The 18,895-nt window shown below is 38.1% G+C and carries 21 protein-coding genes and 2 pseudogenes; 1 reads left to right on the forward strand and 22 read right to left on the reverse strand.

Annotation, left to right across the window (positions count from 1 at the left end; genetic code table 11):
* Positions 1-14: 14 nt before the first annotated feature.
* The 17 genes from nusB to GNT69_RS08135 form a co-directional block, all read right to left on the reverse strand.
* The gene (nusB, locus tag GNT69_RS08050; RefSeq protein WP_203554441.1) at positions 15-404 is read right to left on the reverse strand and encodes a transcription antitermination factor NusB; all 390 of its coding nucleotides are present in this window, start codon (positions 402-404) and stop codon (positions 15-17) included.
* A gap of 215 nt (positions 405-619) precedes the next feature.
* Positions 620-1,030 (reverse strand): Asp23/Gls24 family envelope stress response protein, encoded by a 411-nt coding sequence (locus GNT69_RS08055; RefSeq protein ID WP_203554442.1) that lies wholly within the window; start codon positions 1,028-1,030, stop codon positions 620-622.
* A 16-nt stretch (positions 1,031-1,046) separates the two neighbouring features.
* Positions 1,047-2,402 carry an acetyl-CoA carboxylase biotin carboxylase subunit gene (gene accC, locus GNT69_RS08060; RefSeq protein ID WP_203554889.1) on the reverse strand — a complete coding sequence of 452 codons (1,356 nt, stop codon included), beginning with the start codon at positions 2,400-2,402 and terminating at the stop codon, positions 1,047-1,049.
* A 12-nt stretch (positions 2,403-2,414) separates the two neighbouring features.
* The gene (gene accB / locus GNT69_RS08065; RefSeq protein WP_203554443.1) at positions 2,415-2,927 is read right to left on the reverse strand and encodes an acetyl-CoA carboxylase biotin carboxyl carrier protein; all 513 of its coding nucleotides are present in this window, start codon (positions 2,925-2,927) and stop codon (positions 2,415-2,417) included.
* A 291-nt stretch (positions 2,928-3,218) separates the two neighbouring features.
* Positions 3,219-3,791: a SpoIIIAH-like family protein gene (locus tag GNT69_RS08070; RefSeq protein WP_203554444.1), complete on the reverse strand. Its 573-nt coding sequence runs from the start codon at positions 3,789-3,791 to the stop codon at positions 3,219-3,221.
* 3 nt (positions 3,792-3,794) lie between these two features.
* On the reverse strand, positions 3,795-4,457 hold the full coding sequence (gene spoIIIAG / locus GNT69_RS08075; protein ID WP_203554445.1) for a stage III sporulation protein AG: 663 nt from the start codon (positions 4,455-4,457) through the stop codon (positions 3,795-3,797).
* A 3-nt stretch (positions 4,458-4,460) separates the two neighbouring features.
* Positions 4,461-5,078, reverse strand: coding sequence for a stage III sporulation protein AF (spoIIIAF, locus tag GNT69_RS08080; RefSeq protein WP_203554446.1), 618 nt, complete (start codon positions 5,076-5,078; stop codon positions 4,461-4,463).
* 11 nt (positions 5,079-5,089) lie between these two features.
* Positions 5,090-6,289 (reverse strand): stage III sporulation protein AE, encoded by a 1,200-nt coding sequence (gene spoIIIAE, locus GNT69_RS08085; RefSeq protein WP_203554447.1) that lies wholly within the window; start codon positions 6,287-6,289, stop codon positions 5,090-5,092.
* Between the two features lie 31 nt (positions 6,290-6,320).
* Entirely contained in the window at positions 6,321-6,710 is a 390-nt protein-coding gene (spoIIIAD, locus tag GNT69_RS08090) for a stage III sporulation protein AD (RefSeq protein ID WP_343206477.1), read from the reverse strand.
* A gap of 14 nt (positions 6,711-6,724) precedes the next feature.
* Complete coding sequence (gene spoIIIAC, locus GNT69_RS08095) at positions 6,725-6,931, reverse strand: stage III sporulation protein AC (RefSeq protein WP_203554448.1); 207 nt, start codon at positions 6,929-6,931, stop codon at positions 6,725-6,727.
* Between the two features lie 18 nt (positions 6,932-6,949).
* The gene (gene spoIIIAB, locus GNT69_RS08100; RefSeq protein WP_203554449.1) at positions 6,950-7,465 is read right to left on the reverse strand and encodes a stage III sporulation protein SpoIIIAB; all 516 of its coding nucleotides are present in this window, start codon (positions 7,463-7,465) and stop codon (positions 6,950-6,952) included.
* The gene (gene spoIIIAA, locus GNT69_RS08105) at positions 7,462-8,385 is read right to left on the reverse strand and encodes a stage III sporulation protein AA (RefSeq protein WP_203554450.1); all 924 of its coding nucleotides are present in this window, start codon (positions 8,383-8,385) and stop codon (positions 7,462-7,464) included. The genes spoIIIAB and spoIIIAA overlap by 4 nt, the downstream gene beginning before the upstream one ends.
* A 150-nt stretch (positions 8,386-8,535) precedes the next feature.
* Entirely contained in the window at positions 8,536-9,246 is a 711-nt protein-coding gene (locus GNT69_RS08110) for a c-type cytochrome (protein WP_203554451.1), read from the reverse strand.
* Positions 9,247-9,255: 9 nt separating this feature from the next.
* On the reverse strand, positions 9,256-9,702 hold the full coding sequence (locus GNT69_RS25420) for a PCYCGC motif-containing (lipo)protein (protein ID WP_343206469.1): 447 nt from the start codon (positions 9,700-9,702) through the stop codon (positions 9,256-9,258).
* A 182-nt stretch (positions 9,703-9,884) separates the two neighbouring features.
* Positions 9,885-10,442, reverse strand: a complete 558-nt coding sequence (gene efp / locus GNT69_RS08125; protein ID WP_203554454.1) for an elongation factor P — start codon at positions 10,440-10,442, stop codon at positions 9,885-9,887.
* A 19-nt stretch (positions 10,443-10,461) separates the two neighbouring features.
* Complete coding sequence (locus tag GNT69_RS08130) at positions 10,462-11,520, reverse strand: M24 family metallopeptidase (RefSeq protein WP_203554455.1); 1,059 nt, start codon at positions 11,518-11,520, stop codon at positions 10,462-10,464.
* Between the two features lie 84 nt (positions 11,521-11,604).
* On the reverse strand, positions 11,605-12,120 hold the full coding sequence (locus GNT69_RS08135) for a YqhR family membrane protein (protein WP_203554456.1): 516 nt from the start codon (positions 12,118-12,120) through the stop codon (positions 11,605-11,607).
* Positions 12,121-12,397: 277 nt separating this feature from the next.
* Between GNT69_RS08135 and GNT69_RS08140 the strand changes: the two genes are divergently transcribed.
* Positions 12,398-12,787 carry an SA1362 family protein gene (locus tag GNT69_RS08140; RefSeq protein WP_343206470.1) on the forward strand — a complete coding sequence of 130 codons (390 nt, stop codon included), beginning with the start codon at positions 12,398-12,400 and terminating at the stop codon, positions 12,785-12,787.
* An 11-nt stretch (positions 12,788-12,798) separates the two neighbouring features.
* Here GNT69_RS08140 and GNT69_RS08145 read toward each other — a convergent pair whose 3' ends face one another.
* From GNT69_RS08145 to GNT69_RS08165, 5 genes and pseudogenes are all read right to left on the reverse strand, one after another.
* Positions 12,799-13,683, reverse strand: coding sequence for a patatin-like phospholipase family protein (locus GNT69_RS08145; protein WP_203554457.1), 885 nt, complete (start codon positions 13,681-13,683; stop codon positions 12,799-12,801).
* An 88-nt stretch (positions 13,684-13,771) separates the two neighbouring features.
* Positions 13,772-14,797: a spore photoproduct lyase gene (gene splB, locus GNT69_RS08150; protein WP_203554458.1), complete on the reverse strand. Its 1,026-nt coding sequence runs from the start codon at positions 14,795-14,797 to the stop codon at positions 13,772-13,774.
* 93 nt (positions 14,798-14,890) lie between these two features.
* A pseudogene (locus GNT69_RS08155) lies at positions 14,891-15,496 on the reverse strand (vitamin B12-dependent ribonucleotide reductase); the annotation flags it as partial.
* Positions 15,497-15,582: 86 nt separating this feature from the next.
* Positions 15,583-15,975, reverse strand: a complete 393-nt coding sequence (locus GNT69_RS08160) for an HNH endonuclease (protein ID WP_343206471.1) — start codon at positions 15,973-15,975, stop codon at positions 15,583-15,585.
* Between the two features lie 679 nt (positions 15,976-16,654).
* Positions 16,655-18,610, reverse strand: a pseudogene (locus GNT69_RS08165) (vitamin B12-dependent ribonucleotide reductase); the annotation flags it as partial.
* Between the last annotated feature and the right edge of the window lie 285 nt (positions 18,611-18,895).

Here is an 18,895-nt window from a genome sequence, read left to right on the forward strand (position 1 = left end):
AAACCAATAAATCATTACAAATAATTTTGCTTTACTTTCGAAAGCACGCCATTTATAAATCTGCTAGATTGGTCATCGCCATAGATTTTCGCTATTTCGATTGCCTCGTCTAACACAACATTTGTAGGCACTTCTTTACAATGCAACATCTCAAAAACAGCTAGTCTCAGTAAACTTCTATCCACAGGGGCAAGTCGGTCCATTGTCCACTTTTCTAAGTGTGCCTTAATGACATTGTCTATCTCCTGCTGATTTTGAACCGTCCCTTCGACAAGCTTAGATAAATAAGGATCACTCTTTTCTTCATCAAGAACATGGTCAATAGCATCTACTATTTCAACCTTGCTTATATCGATTTGGAATAAAGCTTGTAATGCCTTTTCCCGTGCTGTTCTTCTTTTCATTTTTTCCAAAACTCCTTTACGACTGTATACCTTGTCTATTCATAACAAGATAATAGCATACCATGATGCAGATGCGAATACTTCTATCTTATTTTTACTTTTCCTTCGAACTTTATCAAGTCCATTTGAATCCAGTCGCAGAAAATCGAGAATATTGTCGAAATTATATGAACAGCAAAAAAACCAAAGACAGAAATCGCCTTTGGTTTTTCACCTTACACTTCTTCCTCAAATTCATTTTCGAGCTTTTGGTTTTCAAATTGAATCCCTACAACATGAACATTTACTTCAGCTGTTTCCAATGCAGTCATATTTAGAAGCGCTTCCCTAATATTATTCTGAATTTGTTGAGCAACATTTGGAATCGAAAGACCAAACTTCATAGAGCAATAAACATCTACCTTAATACCCTCGTCAGCCAATTCAACGCGAATGCCTTTTCCATGATTTTTTTTACCGAGTCGTTCAACAACTCCAGAAGCAAATCCACCTCTCATTTGCGAAACTCCATCGACTTCTGAGGCTGCAATTCCAGCGATTACTTCGATAACCTCAGGAGCAATCTCAACCTTTCCAAGGCTGTTATCGCCTTGCTTCATCTCGAGAACATGCTGCTGTTCACTCATAGCCTTCACCTCCAGGTTATTCTTCTGACATAACGTCATATGTTTCTAAAAACTTGGTATTGAATTGGCCACCAACAAATTGCTCGTGATTTAGCAATTTAATGTGAAATGGTATCGTAGTATGAACTCCTTCAATCACAAACTCTGCCAGTGCCCGTTTCATACGACTAATCGCTTCTTCCCGACTGCTGCCGTATGATATGACTTTCGCAATCATGGAATCATAGTAAGGTGGAATTGTGTACCCAGGATAAGCAGCTGAATCAACACGAACACCTAAACCACCTGGAGGAAGATACATTTTAATCTTTCCAGCTGATGGCATAAAGTTCTTTTCTGGATTCTCAGCATTAATACGACATTCGATTGCCCATCCATTAAAAGTTACATCCTTCTGTTGCAAACTAAGCTTTTCGCCAGAAGCGACCATAATTTGCTCTTTGATTAAATCAACGCCGGTTACCATCTCCGTTACAGGATGTTCCACCTGAATTCGTGTATTCATTTCCATAAAGTAAAACTTACGATTGCGATAATCATATATAAATTCTACCGTGCCAGCGCCTGTATAAGCAACTGCTTTTGCTGCTTTTACTGCTGCAATTCCCATTTCTTCACGCATTTCCCCATCCAAAGCAGGTGATGGTGTTTCTTCAAGCAGCTTTTGTAACCTTCTTTGGATCGTGCAATCCCTTTCACCTAGGTGAATGGTATTTCCGTAATTATCAGCAAGCACTTGAATCTCTACATGACGAAAATCCTCGATATATTTTTCAATATATACCCCAGGGTTGCCAAATGCTGTACTTGCTTCCCGCTGCGTAATATTAATCCCTTTAATTAAATCCTCTTCCGTCCTAGCAACCCGAATTCCTTTTCCACCGCCGCCAGCCGTTGCTTTAATGATCACAGGATACCCTATAGTATTCGCTAGTTCAACTGCTTCATCAGTATCTTTAATAATCCCTGTTGAACCAGGAACAATCGGAACATTGGCCTCTCGCATCGTTTCACGTGCCACATCTTTTGTTCCCATCTTTTGTATGGCTTCTGGTGTTGGCCCGACAAATGTAATATTCACCTCGCGGCACAATTCAGCAAAGTCGGCATTCTCCGCTAGGAAACCATAACCCGGGTGGATCGCATCACAGTCCGTCAATTTAGCCACACTAATGATATTTGTAAAATTCAAGTAGCTATCTTTTGATAATTTTGGTCCGATGCAATAGGCTTCATCAGCTAACTGTACATGTAATGACTCTTTGTCCGCTTCAGAGTATACTGCAACAGATTCAATCCCTAACTCTCGACAGGCACGAATAATACGGACAGCTATTTCTCCTCGGTTCGCAATTAATAATTTCTTTATCATCATAATCTCTCCTTATTCAGGTTTAACCAGGAATAAAGGCTGACCATATTCCACAAGCTGTCCATCTTTTACAAGCACTTCCACGATTTCACCATTCACTTCTGCCTCAATCTCGTTAAATAACTTCATTGCCTCAACGATACATACAATTGAATCATTGCTTACCTTTGAACCAGGTTTAACGTACACATCCTCATCAGGAGACGGAGATTGATAGAAAGTTCCAACCATTGGAGAAGTAATTTTGTGTAAATCTGTATCGTCATTCGGAACTTCTGATTTCGGCTCCTGCTTCGACTCTTCTTTTTGTACAATTGCCGCAACTGACTGCGCTGGTATTGAAGATGGTACTTCAGCAGGCGCAGACTTTGTTACCACAGGCTTTACCGGCTCAACGACGACTTGCCTTTCAGTACTATTTTTTTTCATTTTTACTTTAGCTCCGTCACTTTCATATGTAAATTCTTCGATGTTCGATTGATCAATTAATTTTATTAATTCCCTAATTTCTTGAACTTTTAACATGTTAGAGACACCCCTTGTTCATTCTTAAGATTTAAGTTTTTTTCTAATCAAGCGATTATGTAACAAACGCTACCTTCATAATGGCTTCTATTACTAGATACTAACACTATACGATAATACCACATAAAAGTTCAATATGTTACTATAATCATTCCTTGACCACCACTGAGTTTTCATACTATTGTATCTATTCTAATATTTTTTGAGTGAAAAGGGAAATTTTTTTACAAAATATTATTTGTACTAAAAATGGAAAAAGGCCGGAATATGCTCCGACCCCATTCCTAATACCTATTTTTCAGGCTGAAAAGTTACAGCCACTGCTTGAAGTGCCCCTAGTTCATTTCGAACCATCTGAATAATTTCATTTGCCTCTGCAGTTGAATGGTCTTGTGCTTTAACAGTAATACGGACCTTTTCACCATCCGCACGTACTAATGCATCTCCATAACCCATTGTCCGAATTAAGGTTTCTAACACTTGTTCTTTTTGAGAAATTGCATCTAATTCTTTCATATCATTATAAGCTTCATTCCGTTGTTCAACAGGGAGATCTGTAGAGGCTACAATATCTTGAAGTTCAGCCTTCATTTCACTCCGTTGATCATTTAATTCAAGACGCAATGCCTCAAACTGTTCATCACTTGCAATTCCAGAAATAATTGTTTCATCAGATTGCGTTTTTGCTGTTTCCGCATTTTCTTCCGATAAATTCTCTTCCTCTGTAACAGAATTCTCCTCCTGTTCACCGACTGTCGCAAAATTCCCCTGATTTGGATCTGGCGAAGTTATATAATAAACCGATAACACAACTACAAGACTAAGCATTGTTAACAACCATACTGTTTGTTTCTTTAATAACATGAATTAATCCCCCTTAGATTTTTTCGGCAAAACGGAAACTTTATGGCTTGGGACATCTAGTGTTCTCGTGACAGCTTCGATTATCCATTTTTGCACTTGGACATTTTCAGCCCCCTTAGCAATAACGAGCACACCTCGAATTGTCGGCTTCTTTGTTTCGATTACAATTGGCGTTTCGCTATCCCCTTCACGAATAATGACCAGTTGTTCATCCTTAGATAAATCCTCAACTGTACGTTTTCCCCCTTGTTGATCAACTTCATCAGTCGACTGCGACTGAGTTACCGTATTTTTTTCAAAAACTTTTTTTTCAGTAGCATCGACATTAACGACAACCGTCACTTCACCAACTCCCATAATGGTTTCAAGTGCTTCTTTGAGCTCTGTTTTATAGGCCTCCTCATATTTAGCGATGATATTATTTTCAACCGACTTTTGTTGTCCAAATGCAGGTGCATCCTCCTGTTTATCTGACTGATTATTAAAGGCTGGCAAATCATTAGAGCTACTTGAATTGCCTCCAAACAAATTCGAAACGAGCATAACGGCGATTCCAAACAAAACAACGATAAGGAAGTATGGATATTTCCCCGGTTTCTTATCGGGCGAATTTTCTTTTTTAAATAGCCCATTTAACCAAGATTTAGGTCCTTTGTCATTGTCCATTTGTTATGTCCCCCCTTCAATGAAAAGTTCAATTGACGTTTTCGGAACATTCCACTTTTCAGATAATAAAGTGGAGATTTCATTGATGTGTTTTGATCTCTGTTCTGATGGAAGGGGTTGGGCTGTATCAATTTGTACTTCTTTTACGACTGCTACTGTATCATCCTCATCCCCTTGATTAACAATCCTTACTTTAATAGATTGCAAACTTTCAGGAGACAAATTCTCATCAATTTCATCAGCCTGTATTTCAATATTTGCAATTTTCATACCGTATTTTTCCATCAACTCCTCCTCTGCGTCCAACTGAAGCTGGACAGCTGTTTGTTTTAAAATATATGCATGTTGGGAGGCTTGTATTTCTTTTTTCTGCATTTCTATTGAATTTTCTAGATTTTTATATTGATTTTCTCCTTGGAAATTCGTCATCGAAGCAATCGCTGTCTCAAAATCACTTGATATAACTTTATAAATTGGTGATAGAATGATAGAAATTAGCAGCAAGCTTATGACCACTTTTACGTATTTATGCAAACTGGAATTTGGTAGAAGCATATCAATCACAGTTGCGATCAAAATAAATAATATAATATTCGTTATCCACGCTGTTAGAAAATCCACTTTTGCTCCTCCTATCTCACCATCATCGTCAAATTACCTGCTGCCACAATTATTGTAATAGTTAAAAAAAACATGAGCGAAACAATAGCTAGCGCGGCAAAAACATAAATTATGCTTTTGCTAATGACATCAAGACATTTAATAACAGGACCTCCTCCAAGTGGTTGTAGAAGAGCAGCAGCAAATTTATAGATAAAAGCGATGAGCAAAATTTTCACAGCGGGAAAAGCAGCAATAAGTAGAACAATTGCTACTCCTGCTATTCCAACTGTATTCTTTAATAAAAGCGAAGCACTAATTACCGTATCTGTTGCATCAGTAAAAAAGCGACCAATAACAGGGATAAAATTACTTGTCATAAACTTCGCAGTTCTTAAAGTAACTCCATCCGTTACCGCTGTAGCTGCTCCTTGGACAGAAATAACCCCAAGAAAGACGGTAAGAAATAATCCAAGCAGCGCAATGCTCCAATTGCGGAGAAGACCAGCTAACTGCGTCACTTTATAATGTTCTGATAAAATACTAACGATACTAAGGACAGCTGAAAGTAATAATAACGGCAAAACCACATACTGAATAAAAATCCCACTTGTATTCATTAAAAACAGAATGACAGGATGAAAAAAAGCTGCTGAGACAAATCCACCTGATGAGGCGATAAGTGCCAGTAAAAGCGGGATAAGAGCAAGAATAAAATGAATCATCCTGGCAATCGTTTCATTCGTATAACCAATCACAACATGGAAGCTGTTTAATGCAATGATGATGAGTACCATAAAGACGATTGCATAAGCTACTTTACTGATGTTGCTTTTTTCAAAAGCATTTTGTAATGTTTGTAAAAAGATACTAAAAATCGTAAGGAGAATGAGCGAGCCAAGTAATTTTCCATTCGCAATAAACTCATGAAAAGTAAACTTTATGATTCCATTGAACCATTCTTGGAGACTAAATTTTTTCTCTCCTTTTATAAAATCATATAAACTTCCTTTTTGACTTTCTGGTAGAAATCCCCCATACTCATTTAAAATATCTTCCCAAAACCGCTGTAATTCATCGATATTCAAGGCGTCTAACTGTTCCTCGGCAATCTCATCTGTATTGGCGGGATTACTGTTCACTTCATTGCCAACAACAGCATGTACACTAGAGGAAAATGAAAAGAACATAAAAAGAACAGTGCTAAGAAGAATCGGCATCCGTTGCTTCATTTTTTCACCCCATCACAATATGATCCTTTCGTCATCCAGGGATTAGCTGGAGAATCGTTTCTATCAACACGCTTAAGATGGGTATCGCCATCGCTAGAATAAGGATCTTTCCTCCAAGTTCAATTTTTGAGGCGAGTGAACCTTGTCCGGCATCTTTCGTAATTTGAGCGGCAAACTCTGCAATATAAGCTATCCCGATAATTTTTAAAATCGTATCTACATAGATAAGGTTGACATTTGCAGTTATAGCTAGGGTTTGAATCATATTGATAATTAACTTAATTTGATCGACGAGGAAAAGAAAAATAACACACCCTGTAAAAACAACGACTAAAAAAGCAAAATTAGGTTTTTGCTCTTTTAAGATAAGGGCAAGAAAGGTAGCAACAAGCGCAATTCCAATTATTTGTACAATTTCAATTGCTTAGCCCTCCCTTATCCATGAAATAGAAAGACAGATTTAATTTTGTCAAATAACTCATCCACAATTGAGGCGACCATAAAAAGGATATAGATAAATCCAAATAAGGTAACCCATTGGGCGTACTCCTTTTTTCCCATCTGATCAAGAATGGTATGCAAAAATGCAACAACAATGCCGACACCTGCGATTTTAAAAATAATATCCACGTCTAAACCCATCCGTTTTCCTCCTATTAGCTACATCAATAAGATGATTAATAATAATCCCGATAAAAAGCCGAGACTTTTAACCATTTTTTCGTATCTCACTTGCCTGTCGCAGGCATCTGCTTCTTCCCTTTCAAGGTGTTTTATTGTCAATATAATTTGTTTTTGTTGTGAGAAACGATCATGACGCCCAAGGGTTTCACCAAACTGTCTCAGTACTTCAAACTCTCCTTGCTTTAAGGCGGTTAGCTTCCACACATCTTTTAAACTTTCCTCCCATGCATTTCGAACTGTTGTTTCCCCCTTCGTCAGCTTTGTTGCAAACAGATCAAATAGGGAAGAAATTGGGTTTGAAAACTGGGTGGCTAGCCTTCGAGAAGCTTCATGGAGTGGGGTATGACCAAACATAATTTCTGCTTCAAGCGATTGAAGAGCAGATTTCAACATTCTCAGTTGTTTCGGGCGTTCATTTAACTGTCTAGCAACTTCAAAGCCCGTCCAAGTTGTGGCAGCAATAATAAGTGCAGCTCCGAATAGCTTTATCATTCGCTCACACTCACTTTTTTACTAATCTCACGACCTATATGGTCTTTAATACAAGTAACAGTACCTGGTCCGGTAGCTCTTGAAAGCTCAATGAATCGTTCAAAGATTCCAAGTTCAATGATTGGCTTCAATGTTGGACGTTTTACAATATCATCTAAAGAAGTTCCATGAGTTGTCATGATAAGCTTGATTCCCGCATTCACTGCTTCCATGATGGCCACTGAATCTTCTTCACGTCCAATTTCATCCACGATTAACACATCCGGACTCATTGAACGAATCATCATCATCATCCCTTCCGCCTTTGGACAAGAATCCAGTACATCCACTCGAGGTCCAAAACTGAGTTGTGGAACACCGTTAACACACCCGGCAATTTCTGACCTTTCATCAACAATCCCAACCTTAAGCGGAGGAATCCTTAAATCAGGAATTCCTGAGGAAATAAGTCTAGCAATATCTCGTAACAGAGTCGTCTTCCCAGTTTGAGGAGGCCCTATAATCATCGTATGCTTCCATTCACCTGTATATATGGATGGGAGGAGTGAATTTGCACTCCCGATTTTTTCCCTAGCAATTCGAATATTAAAGGAAGAAACATCTCTAATTGCCTTCACTTTTCCATCATCAAGGATGACTTTCCCAGCTAAACCAATCCTGTGACCTCCAGCAATTGTGATATAGCCCCGTTTTAATTCTTCTTCAAGTGTGTACATTGAGAAATTGCCAAGTCTATTTAATAATTGAATTCCGTCATCAGGCTGGACAATATAGGATAAAAACGTTGGCCTCCCACCTGCTGTTATTTCTAATGGCCGATCAATCCTCAATCTAATTTCTTCTATATTTTCTTGAATCTGCTGAACCGTTTCCAGGGTATCCACAATTCGCTTTGGTAAAAAGGAAAGTATTTCTTGCATATCGACTCCTCCCTGAATAAGCCCTCTTAATACTTAAAATGTATGCTAGCTTGGACACATTATGACTCCAATGAATTTAAATAGTTATTCATCTATTTCTGAAGATACACAAAAAGCACTCCATTTTTGGAGTGCTTGAAGTGCTTTTTCTTATTCATTCTCATTCTTAATCGTATCTTGTGGCTGATATGTTTTTTCCTCTGGATTATACTTATGTTGCAACTCTTGTCGAATAAAAGTAACAATATCCGTGATTTGTTCTGATTCGAGCTGCCTCACACCATCCAGTCCTAATAATGAAGGCCCCATACGAGTGTCTTCCCGTCCATACGCAGTAGAAATCCATATTTGCGCATCTGTCGTGTTCTTCAAATAATGAGGATTACCTACAGCAGTTGCAGTACCATTCAACCCACTTCCTGTTATTCCATGACAATTGGCACAGTATAAGCTATACAAGTTTTTACCGTTTAAAGAATCCCCATCAAAAACAGTCGGAGCAGATATTGCCAATTTTTCTGTCTGCCAGTTCCGAATGAAAGCAACAAGCTGATTAATTTCCTCCTCATTTAGCGAGGAGCCATATTCAGGCATCATCGCTTCAGGTCTTCCTTCCTTTATTTGCAAAAAAATATCCTCGTTAGAAAAAGTATTAAGATAAAGCTGATTATTCAGGGCAGTTCCCAAAAATTGCCCCTCTGCCTTCCCATTGTCTCCGTGACATGAAGCGCAAGTTTGTTTATACAAACGTTCCCCTGCGTCAATAAAGGCCTGCTCCTTACGATTGATTGGAGCAATTAATAAAATGATAAGACTTAAACTTAAAACAAGGAATATAAGAATACTAATTCGTTTGTTCATTTTCCTCCCCTACATTGGAGCAGGCGTTGGTGTAGGAACCCCATATTTTTCATACTTCTTTGTAATCAAATCGTAAATCTCTTGAATATCTTTCCCATTTTGATTCATTTCAACCGCCTCACGGGCGATATTTACACAAATATCTCAAGTGATTCCATGAGGGTCCCATTGATTCACTGCTTTGTCAGGGCCAATATCTTTAACAAAACACGCCAAATTATTCATATGACCTGATGATTCATAACAATTACAATAACAAGGAACCGAAGCTAACACTTCTGGATATTTTGCAGCCAGAATATACGTTTCTTGAACCTTTGGTGATGCTTGTAAAACATAATCAGGCATCATAGCATGCTTATCATCAAGAACATGCTCTTCATTTTTGGAATTACAGCCAGAAAAAATCCCTATTGTAAGAACCCCTATAAGCAATAGAGCGATAAAACGTTTCAATGTTGTTGTCACCTCTTATCTTCAATGGTTTAACTGGATTTATTCTAACAAATACCCATTGTAGAAGTAGTGATAAATATTACTATTTCGGAAAATGAAAGAAAAATTTTATGAAGAACATCCTAGAAATAAAGAAAAAACCTGCTTACTAAAAAAGTAAGGCAGGTTTTTTCTCCGTTGTCTTACGCGCGTGATACGTAAGAACTATCTGTTGTATTAATGATTAATCGATCCCCTTGGTTCACAAAGAATGGAACTTGAACGGTAAGACCTGTTTCAAGTGTAGCCGGCTTCGTTCCACCAGAAGCCGTATCCCCTTTGATCCCTGGTTCTGTATCAGTTACTTCAAGTTCTACTGTGTTTGGCAGTTCTACCCCAAGGGTTTCACCATGGTACATCATAATTGATACTTCCATATTTTCTTTCAGGAATTTTAATTCATAATCGATTGCATTTGCCGGTAACTCAATTTGTTCGTATGATTCATTATCCATGAAAATATGTTGATCCCCACTCGCATATAAGTATTGCATTCTGCGGTTATCAATTTGTGCCTTGGCTACTTTTTCACCTGCACGAAAAGTTTTCTCTTGTACTGCTCCAGTTCGTAGATTACGAAGCTTAGAACGGACAAAGGCAGCTCCTTTACCTGGTTTAACATGTTGAAAATCCATTACACGCCAAATACTATTGTCCACTTCGATTGTTAAACCTGTGCGAAAATCGTTTACTGAAATCATGTAAATCCTCCTAAGACTTCTAAAGAATAATCAGCTCTTTTGTAGAATGGGTCAGTCTTTCATTACCATCTTGAGTGATCACAATGTCATCCTCAATTCTAACACCGCCAAGGCCAGCTATGTATATTCCAGGTTCAACCGTGACAGTCATTCCAGGCTGTAATACAATATCAGATTTCGCTGATAAAGCAGGACCTTCATGAACCTCCAGTCCTATGCCATGACCTGTAGAATGGCCAAAATACACTCCATAACCTTTATCTGTAATATAATCTCTTGTCAAAGCATCCGCCTGTTTGCCAGTCATCCCTGGTTTAATCCCATTTACAGCTCTTAGCTGAGCTTCAAGGACGATATGGTAAATTTCTTTTAATTTTTCAGATGGTTCACCAACCGCAATCGTTCTCGTTATATCGGAAACATATCCCTTGTAATAAGCACCATAATCAAGAGTGACAATTTCTCCTGATTCAATGATTTTATCACTTGCTACACCATGCGGGAGTGCTGAACGATAACCAGAAGCGACGATGATATCGAATGAAGATGAAGTAGCCCCCATAGATCTCATAAAGAACTCTAATTCATTCGACACCTGCAACTCTGTTAAGCCGGGACGAATGAATTCCTGAATATGTTTAAATGCAGCGTCTGCGATTGCTGCAGCTTCCTTTAATATCTTAATCTCTGCTTCTGTCTTAATCAAGCGTAACTTTTCAATTTCTCCAGAAATAGGAACTAGATCCGCAGAGATTGCTTTTTCGAATGCTTTGTAAGAGGCAAAAGTGACTACATCCTCCTCAAAACCAAGCTTTTTTATTCCCAGCCTTTTCACTTGGGCTGACACTTCATCAGTAATGCTTTCCTTCTGTTGTATAATCTCATACCCTTGGCATTGTTTCGCTGCCTGCTCCGTATATCGAAAGTCCGTTATAAAAACAGCTTGTTTTACACTGATTAAAACAACGCCAGCACTACCAGTAAACCCTGTCATATATCTTCTGTTATAGTTGCTCGTGATTAACATCCCGTCGATCCCAAGTTTAACTAAGCGTTCCTGTAGTTTCTGTAGTTTCATTCGTTATACACTCCTAACCCGTCAAAAAAGAATGTTCAATAAGAACATTCTAACATACCCGCTTTCAATCACACTACTTTTGTGTTATGAATTACCGTTCTCAGCCAATTCCTCTCTAGCTCCCCGTTCCGATTCTTCAAATGAAATAGAATAGCCTATAAAAACGCCATATAATAGATAGAAACATGCAGTTGTTATTAATGTATTCCATGAAAGTTTCCAAAAAGATTGAACTCCAGGGAAAATCGGATTTAACACATAAAAGACGAGAAAAAATAAGCCAAGCCCATAAGCTAATCCTACCCAAAATCCATCAAATTTTCTTAATAACGCATAATATAACAAAGCAGCTCCAATTGAAATAAGACCAATTGTTATGAGTGAAAACACCGTTCCAATCCATCCTCTTTTCCAATCACCAAGAGCCCACGGTTCAAGAATCATATTCGGACGAATATCCGTGAAATTAAAATAGTGAGCAAGTAGGGCGAGTGAACTCCAAAGAACCCCCCCTACAAAGCCAGTAATAATCACTATACTAATAAAAGATAGCGGTTTTTCACGTTGATTTTGCTCAAGCCGCTGATGATTTCCCTCCATTTTCACAGCACCTCCGTTCATTATTATGCCCATACTCCTTTTTCCCTTGCATGAAATGACAGTTTAATTTCTCCTTTGTTAGCCAAGCTCTATAACTAGAGAATTTTTGATATTTCTGGTAAAATGTAATCAAAGTATGTTATATAGACAAATTAAGAAGGACATTTGACTAACTACTACATAATTGCATATATATGGAAAAATAAGTGAATTAAATTTAAAAATATACTCACTTAGTTTAAAATTTGAATAATTTGCTCATGATGCTTTTAGGGAGGTGGCTTTTTTGAAAAATCGGACTTCATTTTATATTGTGATGGGACTTATAGCTCTTGCAGCTATTGGGATCATATCTCAGTTAATTAATGACCCAGCTTCATTTTTTAAAACGATTGCAATTATGGCGATAGTCGCCGGTGTCATTTTTTTCATTGTACAACGTATTACTCAAGGATCCCCTACGCAAAAGCATGAGCAACACGCTTTCAAAAAAGCAGCAAAAAAATCAAAAAAACGTTTCCTGAAAAAAGAGAACATACCTTCTCCTTCGTCAAAACGTTCAACGGTAAAACCCTTTTCAATGGCACGAAAGAAAAATCGAGATACTTCACATCTAACAGTTATCGAAGGAAAAAAAGGAAAGAAAAAAAATCGAGCCTCTTTTTAGGCTCGATTTTTTTAATAGCTCCATTTTTTGAAAAATTGCGTTGCACGATCCCACCCTAATTGAATTAGTTCTTGCTTCTTTTCATCGGTCAATTCAAACTCTGTAGTCATAACCCCATCTGTTGGGATAAAGATGATATTTTTCTCATGTTTCCTCGATATATATCTAGCATCATGAGCATCTTTCATTGTTTCAAACAAAGCTTCGAACAAATTAATTGCATTGTTGATTTCATGGCGAGGGTGCTCACTTAATTTGTGACTTAACTTCACACCTAATACAGGCCGGATTTTTTGAATGTTCTGCTTATCAAATAACCACATTGGAAAATTGCTGAGGACCCCTCCATCAACGATAATAATTTTACCTTCTGGGTCTCTTATTTTTACAGGTTCAAAAAAAAATGGAAGGCTACAGCTCATCCGGATCGCTTTTGCAACCGAAAAAGATGTTGGACTTAAACCATAATTTTGTAAATCATCCGGAAGTATCATTATTCTCCCATTCGTTAAGTCTGAAGCTATTACCCTAAGTGTCTCTGGTGGGAAGTCACCAAACGTCCTTATTCCCTTCATCGCTAATTTATCTGCTACCCAAGCTTCAAGCTCCTTCCCTCGATAGATCCCCAGTTTCCAATATAAAAATAACCACTTCGCTAATGCAGTAGGGATGACGGAGTTTCGTGAGTCCATGAATTTTTTCAAATCCATCTCACTTATTAGCAAATCAATTTCCTTACTCGTATATCCAGCGGCAATGAGTGCAGCAACGAGGGAGCCTGCACTTGTTCCAGCTACACGTTTAAAACGAAAACCTCTTTCCTCTACTGCTTTATACGCACCAATTAAGGCAAATCCCTTAATTCCTCCTCCAGAGAAAACGCCATCTATATACATCCAGGTCCACTCCCGTCTGTAACTTGCTTGTTACATCTTTAAGCGGCTCTTATGTAAAATAGTACGGCGTACAAGCAAAATTTTCTAATTAAGTAAAATATTGAATTTCTGCACTCGGAAAGAAATAATGAATTGATTCACGAATTGTTTTTTCCAATTCGGCAGCCTCATCAGTTTGATATACATACTTTCCAATTCCATAGCGACCCCATTTGTATTTACGATTCTCCTCATCCATTTCTAGCTTCGTTTTCGGATAACGTTTCATAATCACCTTTTTGGCCGGTTTCGTGAATCGGTGTTGAATTAACTCAAATGTAAGGTCATTAAGATTAATCCCTTCCAAAGACTTTGCCAAACGTTCAAATAATTCGTGATATCCTTCTTTCCACCCTTCATGTCGGTAAATAGGTGCGACAATAAATCCGAGTGGGTAACCTGCCCTAGCTACTTTTCTAGCAGCTTCAAGTCGTTCATCAAAAGATGAGGTACCCGGTTCGAAATGCTTAATGACATATCGTGAATTTACACTAAACCGAAAGCGAGTTTTTCCATTATGCTTTGCGTCAAGGAGATGGTCAACATGGTGAAATTTCGTCACGAATCGAAGTTGACCATATTCAGTTTCCCCAATGAATTCAATCGTCTTTTTTAACGCATGTGTCAGATGGTCGATTCCAACGATATCGGATGTACATGCCGCTTCAAATCTTGTGATCTCAGGTTTTCTTTCTTCCATATATTTTACAGCTTGTTCAAAGATGTCATCAAGATTTACATAAGTCCGAATATAAGGCTTGCTGCCAAGGGTCGTCTGTAAATAACAGTAATGACAATGACCCATACAACCTGTTGCAAGAGGAATCGCATACTCGGCCGATGGTTTTGATGTATCGAATTTAAGTGTACGTCTAACACCTACAACAAGAGTGGATTTTGCATTTCGATATTGTTGCAATTCGTTGTCTCCTGGTATCCCCCTTACTTGGTTATGTGAAGTCGTCTCTCTTATTTCAAGCCCCATACGTTCAAATTTTTCTTTTAGTTCTCGACCTAATGGATATTCTAACGCTTGGGGCTCTATATAGACTAGCTGCGGAATAAATGCTTCCAAATTACTCCCTCATTTCTACCTGAACTATCGTTATTATTTACGAGAAATGAGAAAAAAGGATGGAAAATTATTTCCATCCTCTCAGGTCACTGTTTATAAACCACATTTTAATTGGGCATTACAGTTTGTACAAGTATTGCAGCCACCGATTTCTTTTACTTCTCCTTTGCGGCATACTGGACAAGTGTTGCCAACTTCAGAACCAATCGTTACATTTGTAGAGCGTAATTCATTGATTGTATCCACTAGAACAACATGTTGTTTTATTTTTTCTTTCTTCGTTTGATTTACTTCCTCAAAGCTATTCTCTTCTGCTTTTAATGTTAAAACTTGAGTGTCACGGGAACCGTCAACATAGACAGTACCACCTTTCGCTCCACCTTTGTAAAGGCGTTCGTATACTTTTGCAACTTGTTCAACACTATAACCTTTTTGAGCGTTAACCGTTTTGCTAATAGAACTGTCGATCCAGCGCTGAATCACACATTGTACATCGGCATGAGCTTCAGGAGCAAGCTCCATCGCTGTTACAAACCAATTTGGCAAGTTGTCCGGATCTACTTCAGGATGTTTATCTAAATATTCCTGCACAATATCTGCTTTCACTTCAATAAATTTTCCAAGACGACCGCTTCTAAAATAAGAGAATGAGAAGTACGGCTCAAGTCCTGTTGAAACGCCAACCATTGTTCCGGTGCTCACTTTTGTTACTCCCTACCTTTATGATAGAGGGCGGGATTATCAGTACCCGCTCCATATGTCGCCATATGGGTCAGACTATATCATCAACCATGTAGTTTATTTGAATGTCTTTTTCGGTGACATGGATATTCACAAAGTGTAACTAAATTAGTTAGTTCATTTGCTAGAACCCAATCACCTTTAAATTTACGGAAATGAACAATATGATGAACCGATAATTCATGTCCATATTGTTCTTCTGTTATCCCACAGTCCTGACATTTATAGCTATCTCGTTCCCTCGCTTTTTTTCGTTGACTCAACCAATTTGGACCATAATAGTTGATATCGCCACCCGCCCACGTACCACTATTCTTACCTGAAAACATTCCTGTTTCGGAATAATAATGTGCCATGCATTCAACGGAACAAAAGTTTAATTTATAAATTACAGAAGGTTTTTTATCAAACGGCTTTCCACATTTCGAACAGTTCACCGTCAACCTTTTTCTATAATCTCTTTTTCCTCTTATACCGTTAGCCTTACCTAAACAATGTTTAGAGCAATATTTAGCAGTCACAGCCCTATTTTGAGGTACTTGAAAACTCTTTCCACAAATTTGGCATTTTAAACTGACTTGTTTTAACAGGTGTTGATTAAAAAGATGACCATTATTTATCTGGTACTCCTTTTTACACTGCCTATTACAAAAGTTTGTTTTAAAAATCTCACTTGGCTTCTTTAATAGTTTTTTTCGCAGTGTGTACAAGAAATTTCTTGTTTCTTTGTCATCTCTTTCCAAAAATCAGGTGGATTTAGTCTTTGGTATTGAGTCTTGCAATATCGGGAACAGTATTTTTTTCTATCATAATGACTGGGTTTAACCTTCATGTTTATTCCGCAATTAAGACATTTCTTATCCATAGAAACACCCCATACTAATTATAGCATAAAATAAGAATGTGTGTTCTATTTCAGTTTGGTTGCTCGGCGTATAGTCGTTGAAGGGTCAGCCACGACTTCCCTGCGGATTGTCTGGTAGGTTTTCACCAACACTCTTACATTTTTACCTGCATTCGAGCTGGCAAGGCTCAGGTAGCAAGAGATACGCCAGAGTTTCCCGCATATAGCCAAGTTTACGCTACATTCTTACGAATATAGGGGGCAAGCAATTTACCCGTCGGAGCAACAGTTAGCAAGTGTGAGTTTCGAATTCCATTTTCGAGAATCGCTTCACTTACATCTTCAGGCATTTTGTTCATAAATCCAGTATTGATAAATGCGTTTCGTAAGCGGTTTGTTTCTTCTGCTGTTTCACCATTTAAAAATGGGAAGCTGCCTTTTTCTTTTGCTAGTTCAACAGAAGCGCGGTACGCAGTTGTTGCAATTGTTTCAAACACTTGATCAACAAGCTCATTTCCCTTCTCAGAACCGTACTCTGTTTCACAGTAGATAAGGAGATCATGAAGTCCCATAACTCCTAGACCTACACGACGCTCACCAAGAGCTTGTTTCTTATTTTCAGGCAGGAAGTATGGAGTTGCATCAATCACATTATCCTGCATCCTTACCCCGACTTCGACAGTACGCTTTAACTTTTCAAAATTAACAGTTTTTGTTTCCTTGTCAGCCATTTCCGCAAGATTAACCGCAGCAAGGTTACAAACACTGTAAGGGGCAAGTGGTTGCTCACCACACGGGTTCGTTGCTACAACTTTTTGTCCATAGCTTTGAGCGTTCGTCATCTCGTTCGCATTGTCGATAAAGAAAATGCCTGGCTCTGCTGAGTAAGTAGCGCAAATATTAATTAAATTCCAAAGTTCTTTTGCTTTAATTTTCTTATATGTGCGTACTTTATAACCAAGCTTACCCCACTCACGAACATCACCGTATTTATGCCATTCTTCGTTGTAAATTTTCATTGTCTCAGCATCATACGACTCAACGTCCGGGAAGCGTAGTTCAAAGAAGTCGTCGTTTTCAACTGCCTCCATAAATTCGTTCGTAATCGTAACAGATATATTTGCACCAGTCAGGAATTCAGGATTATGAACCGTATAATTCCCACCAGTTTCTAGTTTTTCTTCCGCATTTTTAATGATTTCAGCACTGAAGCCACCGTATCCAGGTATATTTTTATAATTTACGATCCCTTGGTACATGGCTTCATCTTGCAAAGTAAGTGGCGTAAATTTCAATTTTTCATTCGCGAGTTTTTTAATCGTTTCGTCTTGAGTGTTTTCAATTAAGAAACGTAAAATTCTTGGATTTTGCATTTTTGAAATGATGAATTCAATAATATCAGGATGCCAGTCAGCTAACATAATCATCTGTGCGCCTCTTCTGGATCCCCCCTGCTCAACAAGATGCGTAAGCTTCGCAATATCATCCAACCAAGAAACGGATCCTGAGGATTTGCCATTTACTCCTTTTGCGAGCGTGTTCCTTGGTCTTAATGTTGACCCATTCGTTCCCACTCCGCCTCCACGGCTCATGATTTCCATCACTTGCTTGCGATGCTCAGAAATTCCTTCACGAGAGTCTTGGACAAACGGCATTACATAACAATTGAAGTATGTAACATCCGTATCTGCTCCTGCTCCATAAAGAACTCGCCCAGCTGGAATAAAATTCAAATTCGATAACTCTTGATAAAACTTTTCAAACCATTCTTGACGCTTTTCTTCTGTCTTTTCAACCGAAGCTAAGCCTTTCGCATTTCTTTTGGCAATCTGCTCATAAAAAACTTCTAACGGCTTCTCAATGACGTCTAGAGACCGCTTAATCACTCCTGTTTTTGATTCTTCAGGGTGATCGAGCACACTGCGAAATTCTTCTTCAACCAGTACGGTCGCCTTTTTCTCTTCCCAGTCTATGTCAAGAATAAACCCAAGTCCTCTTGCAGGAAATTTAGGATCCTCTTTAATCGTCAGAACAACGAAATCTCCTTTGCTTAACGTCACCTTCTCAGTATCTTTGAATGTATATCGATCCAGCATAACGAGGCGTGATACCCCTTTATGGGTTGTCTTCATTTCAGGCGTTATTGGATGAACCTGTGAAAACAACCGGATGTCTTTGTTTAAGTTTTCAATATTAATTTTCATTTTTTGGCTTAGCTCAACAGACATGTTCACATCTCCTTCTATTAAAATTCAGAAATACCGTCCAGGTTTTACAAGGTTACGAGAATTACCGTTGATTCTGGATGTACTTTCGAATTACCTATACGTTATCATATCAAAACACAACAAATCAATATATAGTGTTAATTTAATTTTCGACAACACCATATATTGATTTTAGGTCAAGTTGAATAAGATTTGTCAAACATAGAAATAATAAGAAAAACGAGAGAGATAGAGATATAAATAGAAATTCATCATATATTGATAAAATACAACAAATTTCATCAC

Origin of the sequence: Bacillus sp. B15-48 (genome assembly GCF_016879755.1) — a bacterium.
Classification (GTDB): Bacteria; Bacillota; Bacilli; order Bacillales; family Cytobacillaceae; genus Mesobacillus_B.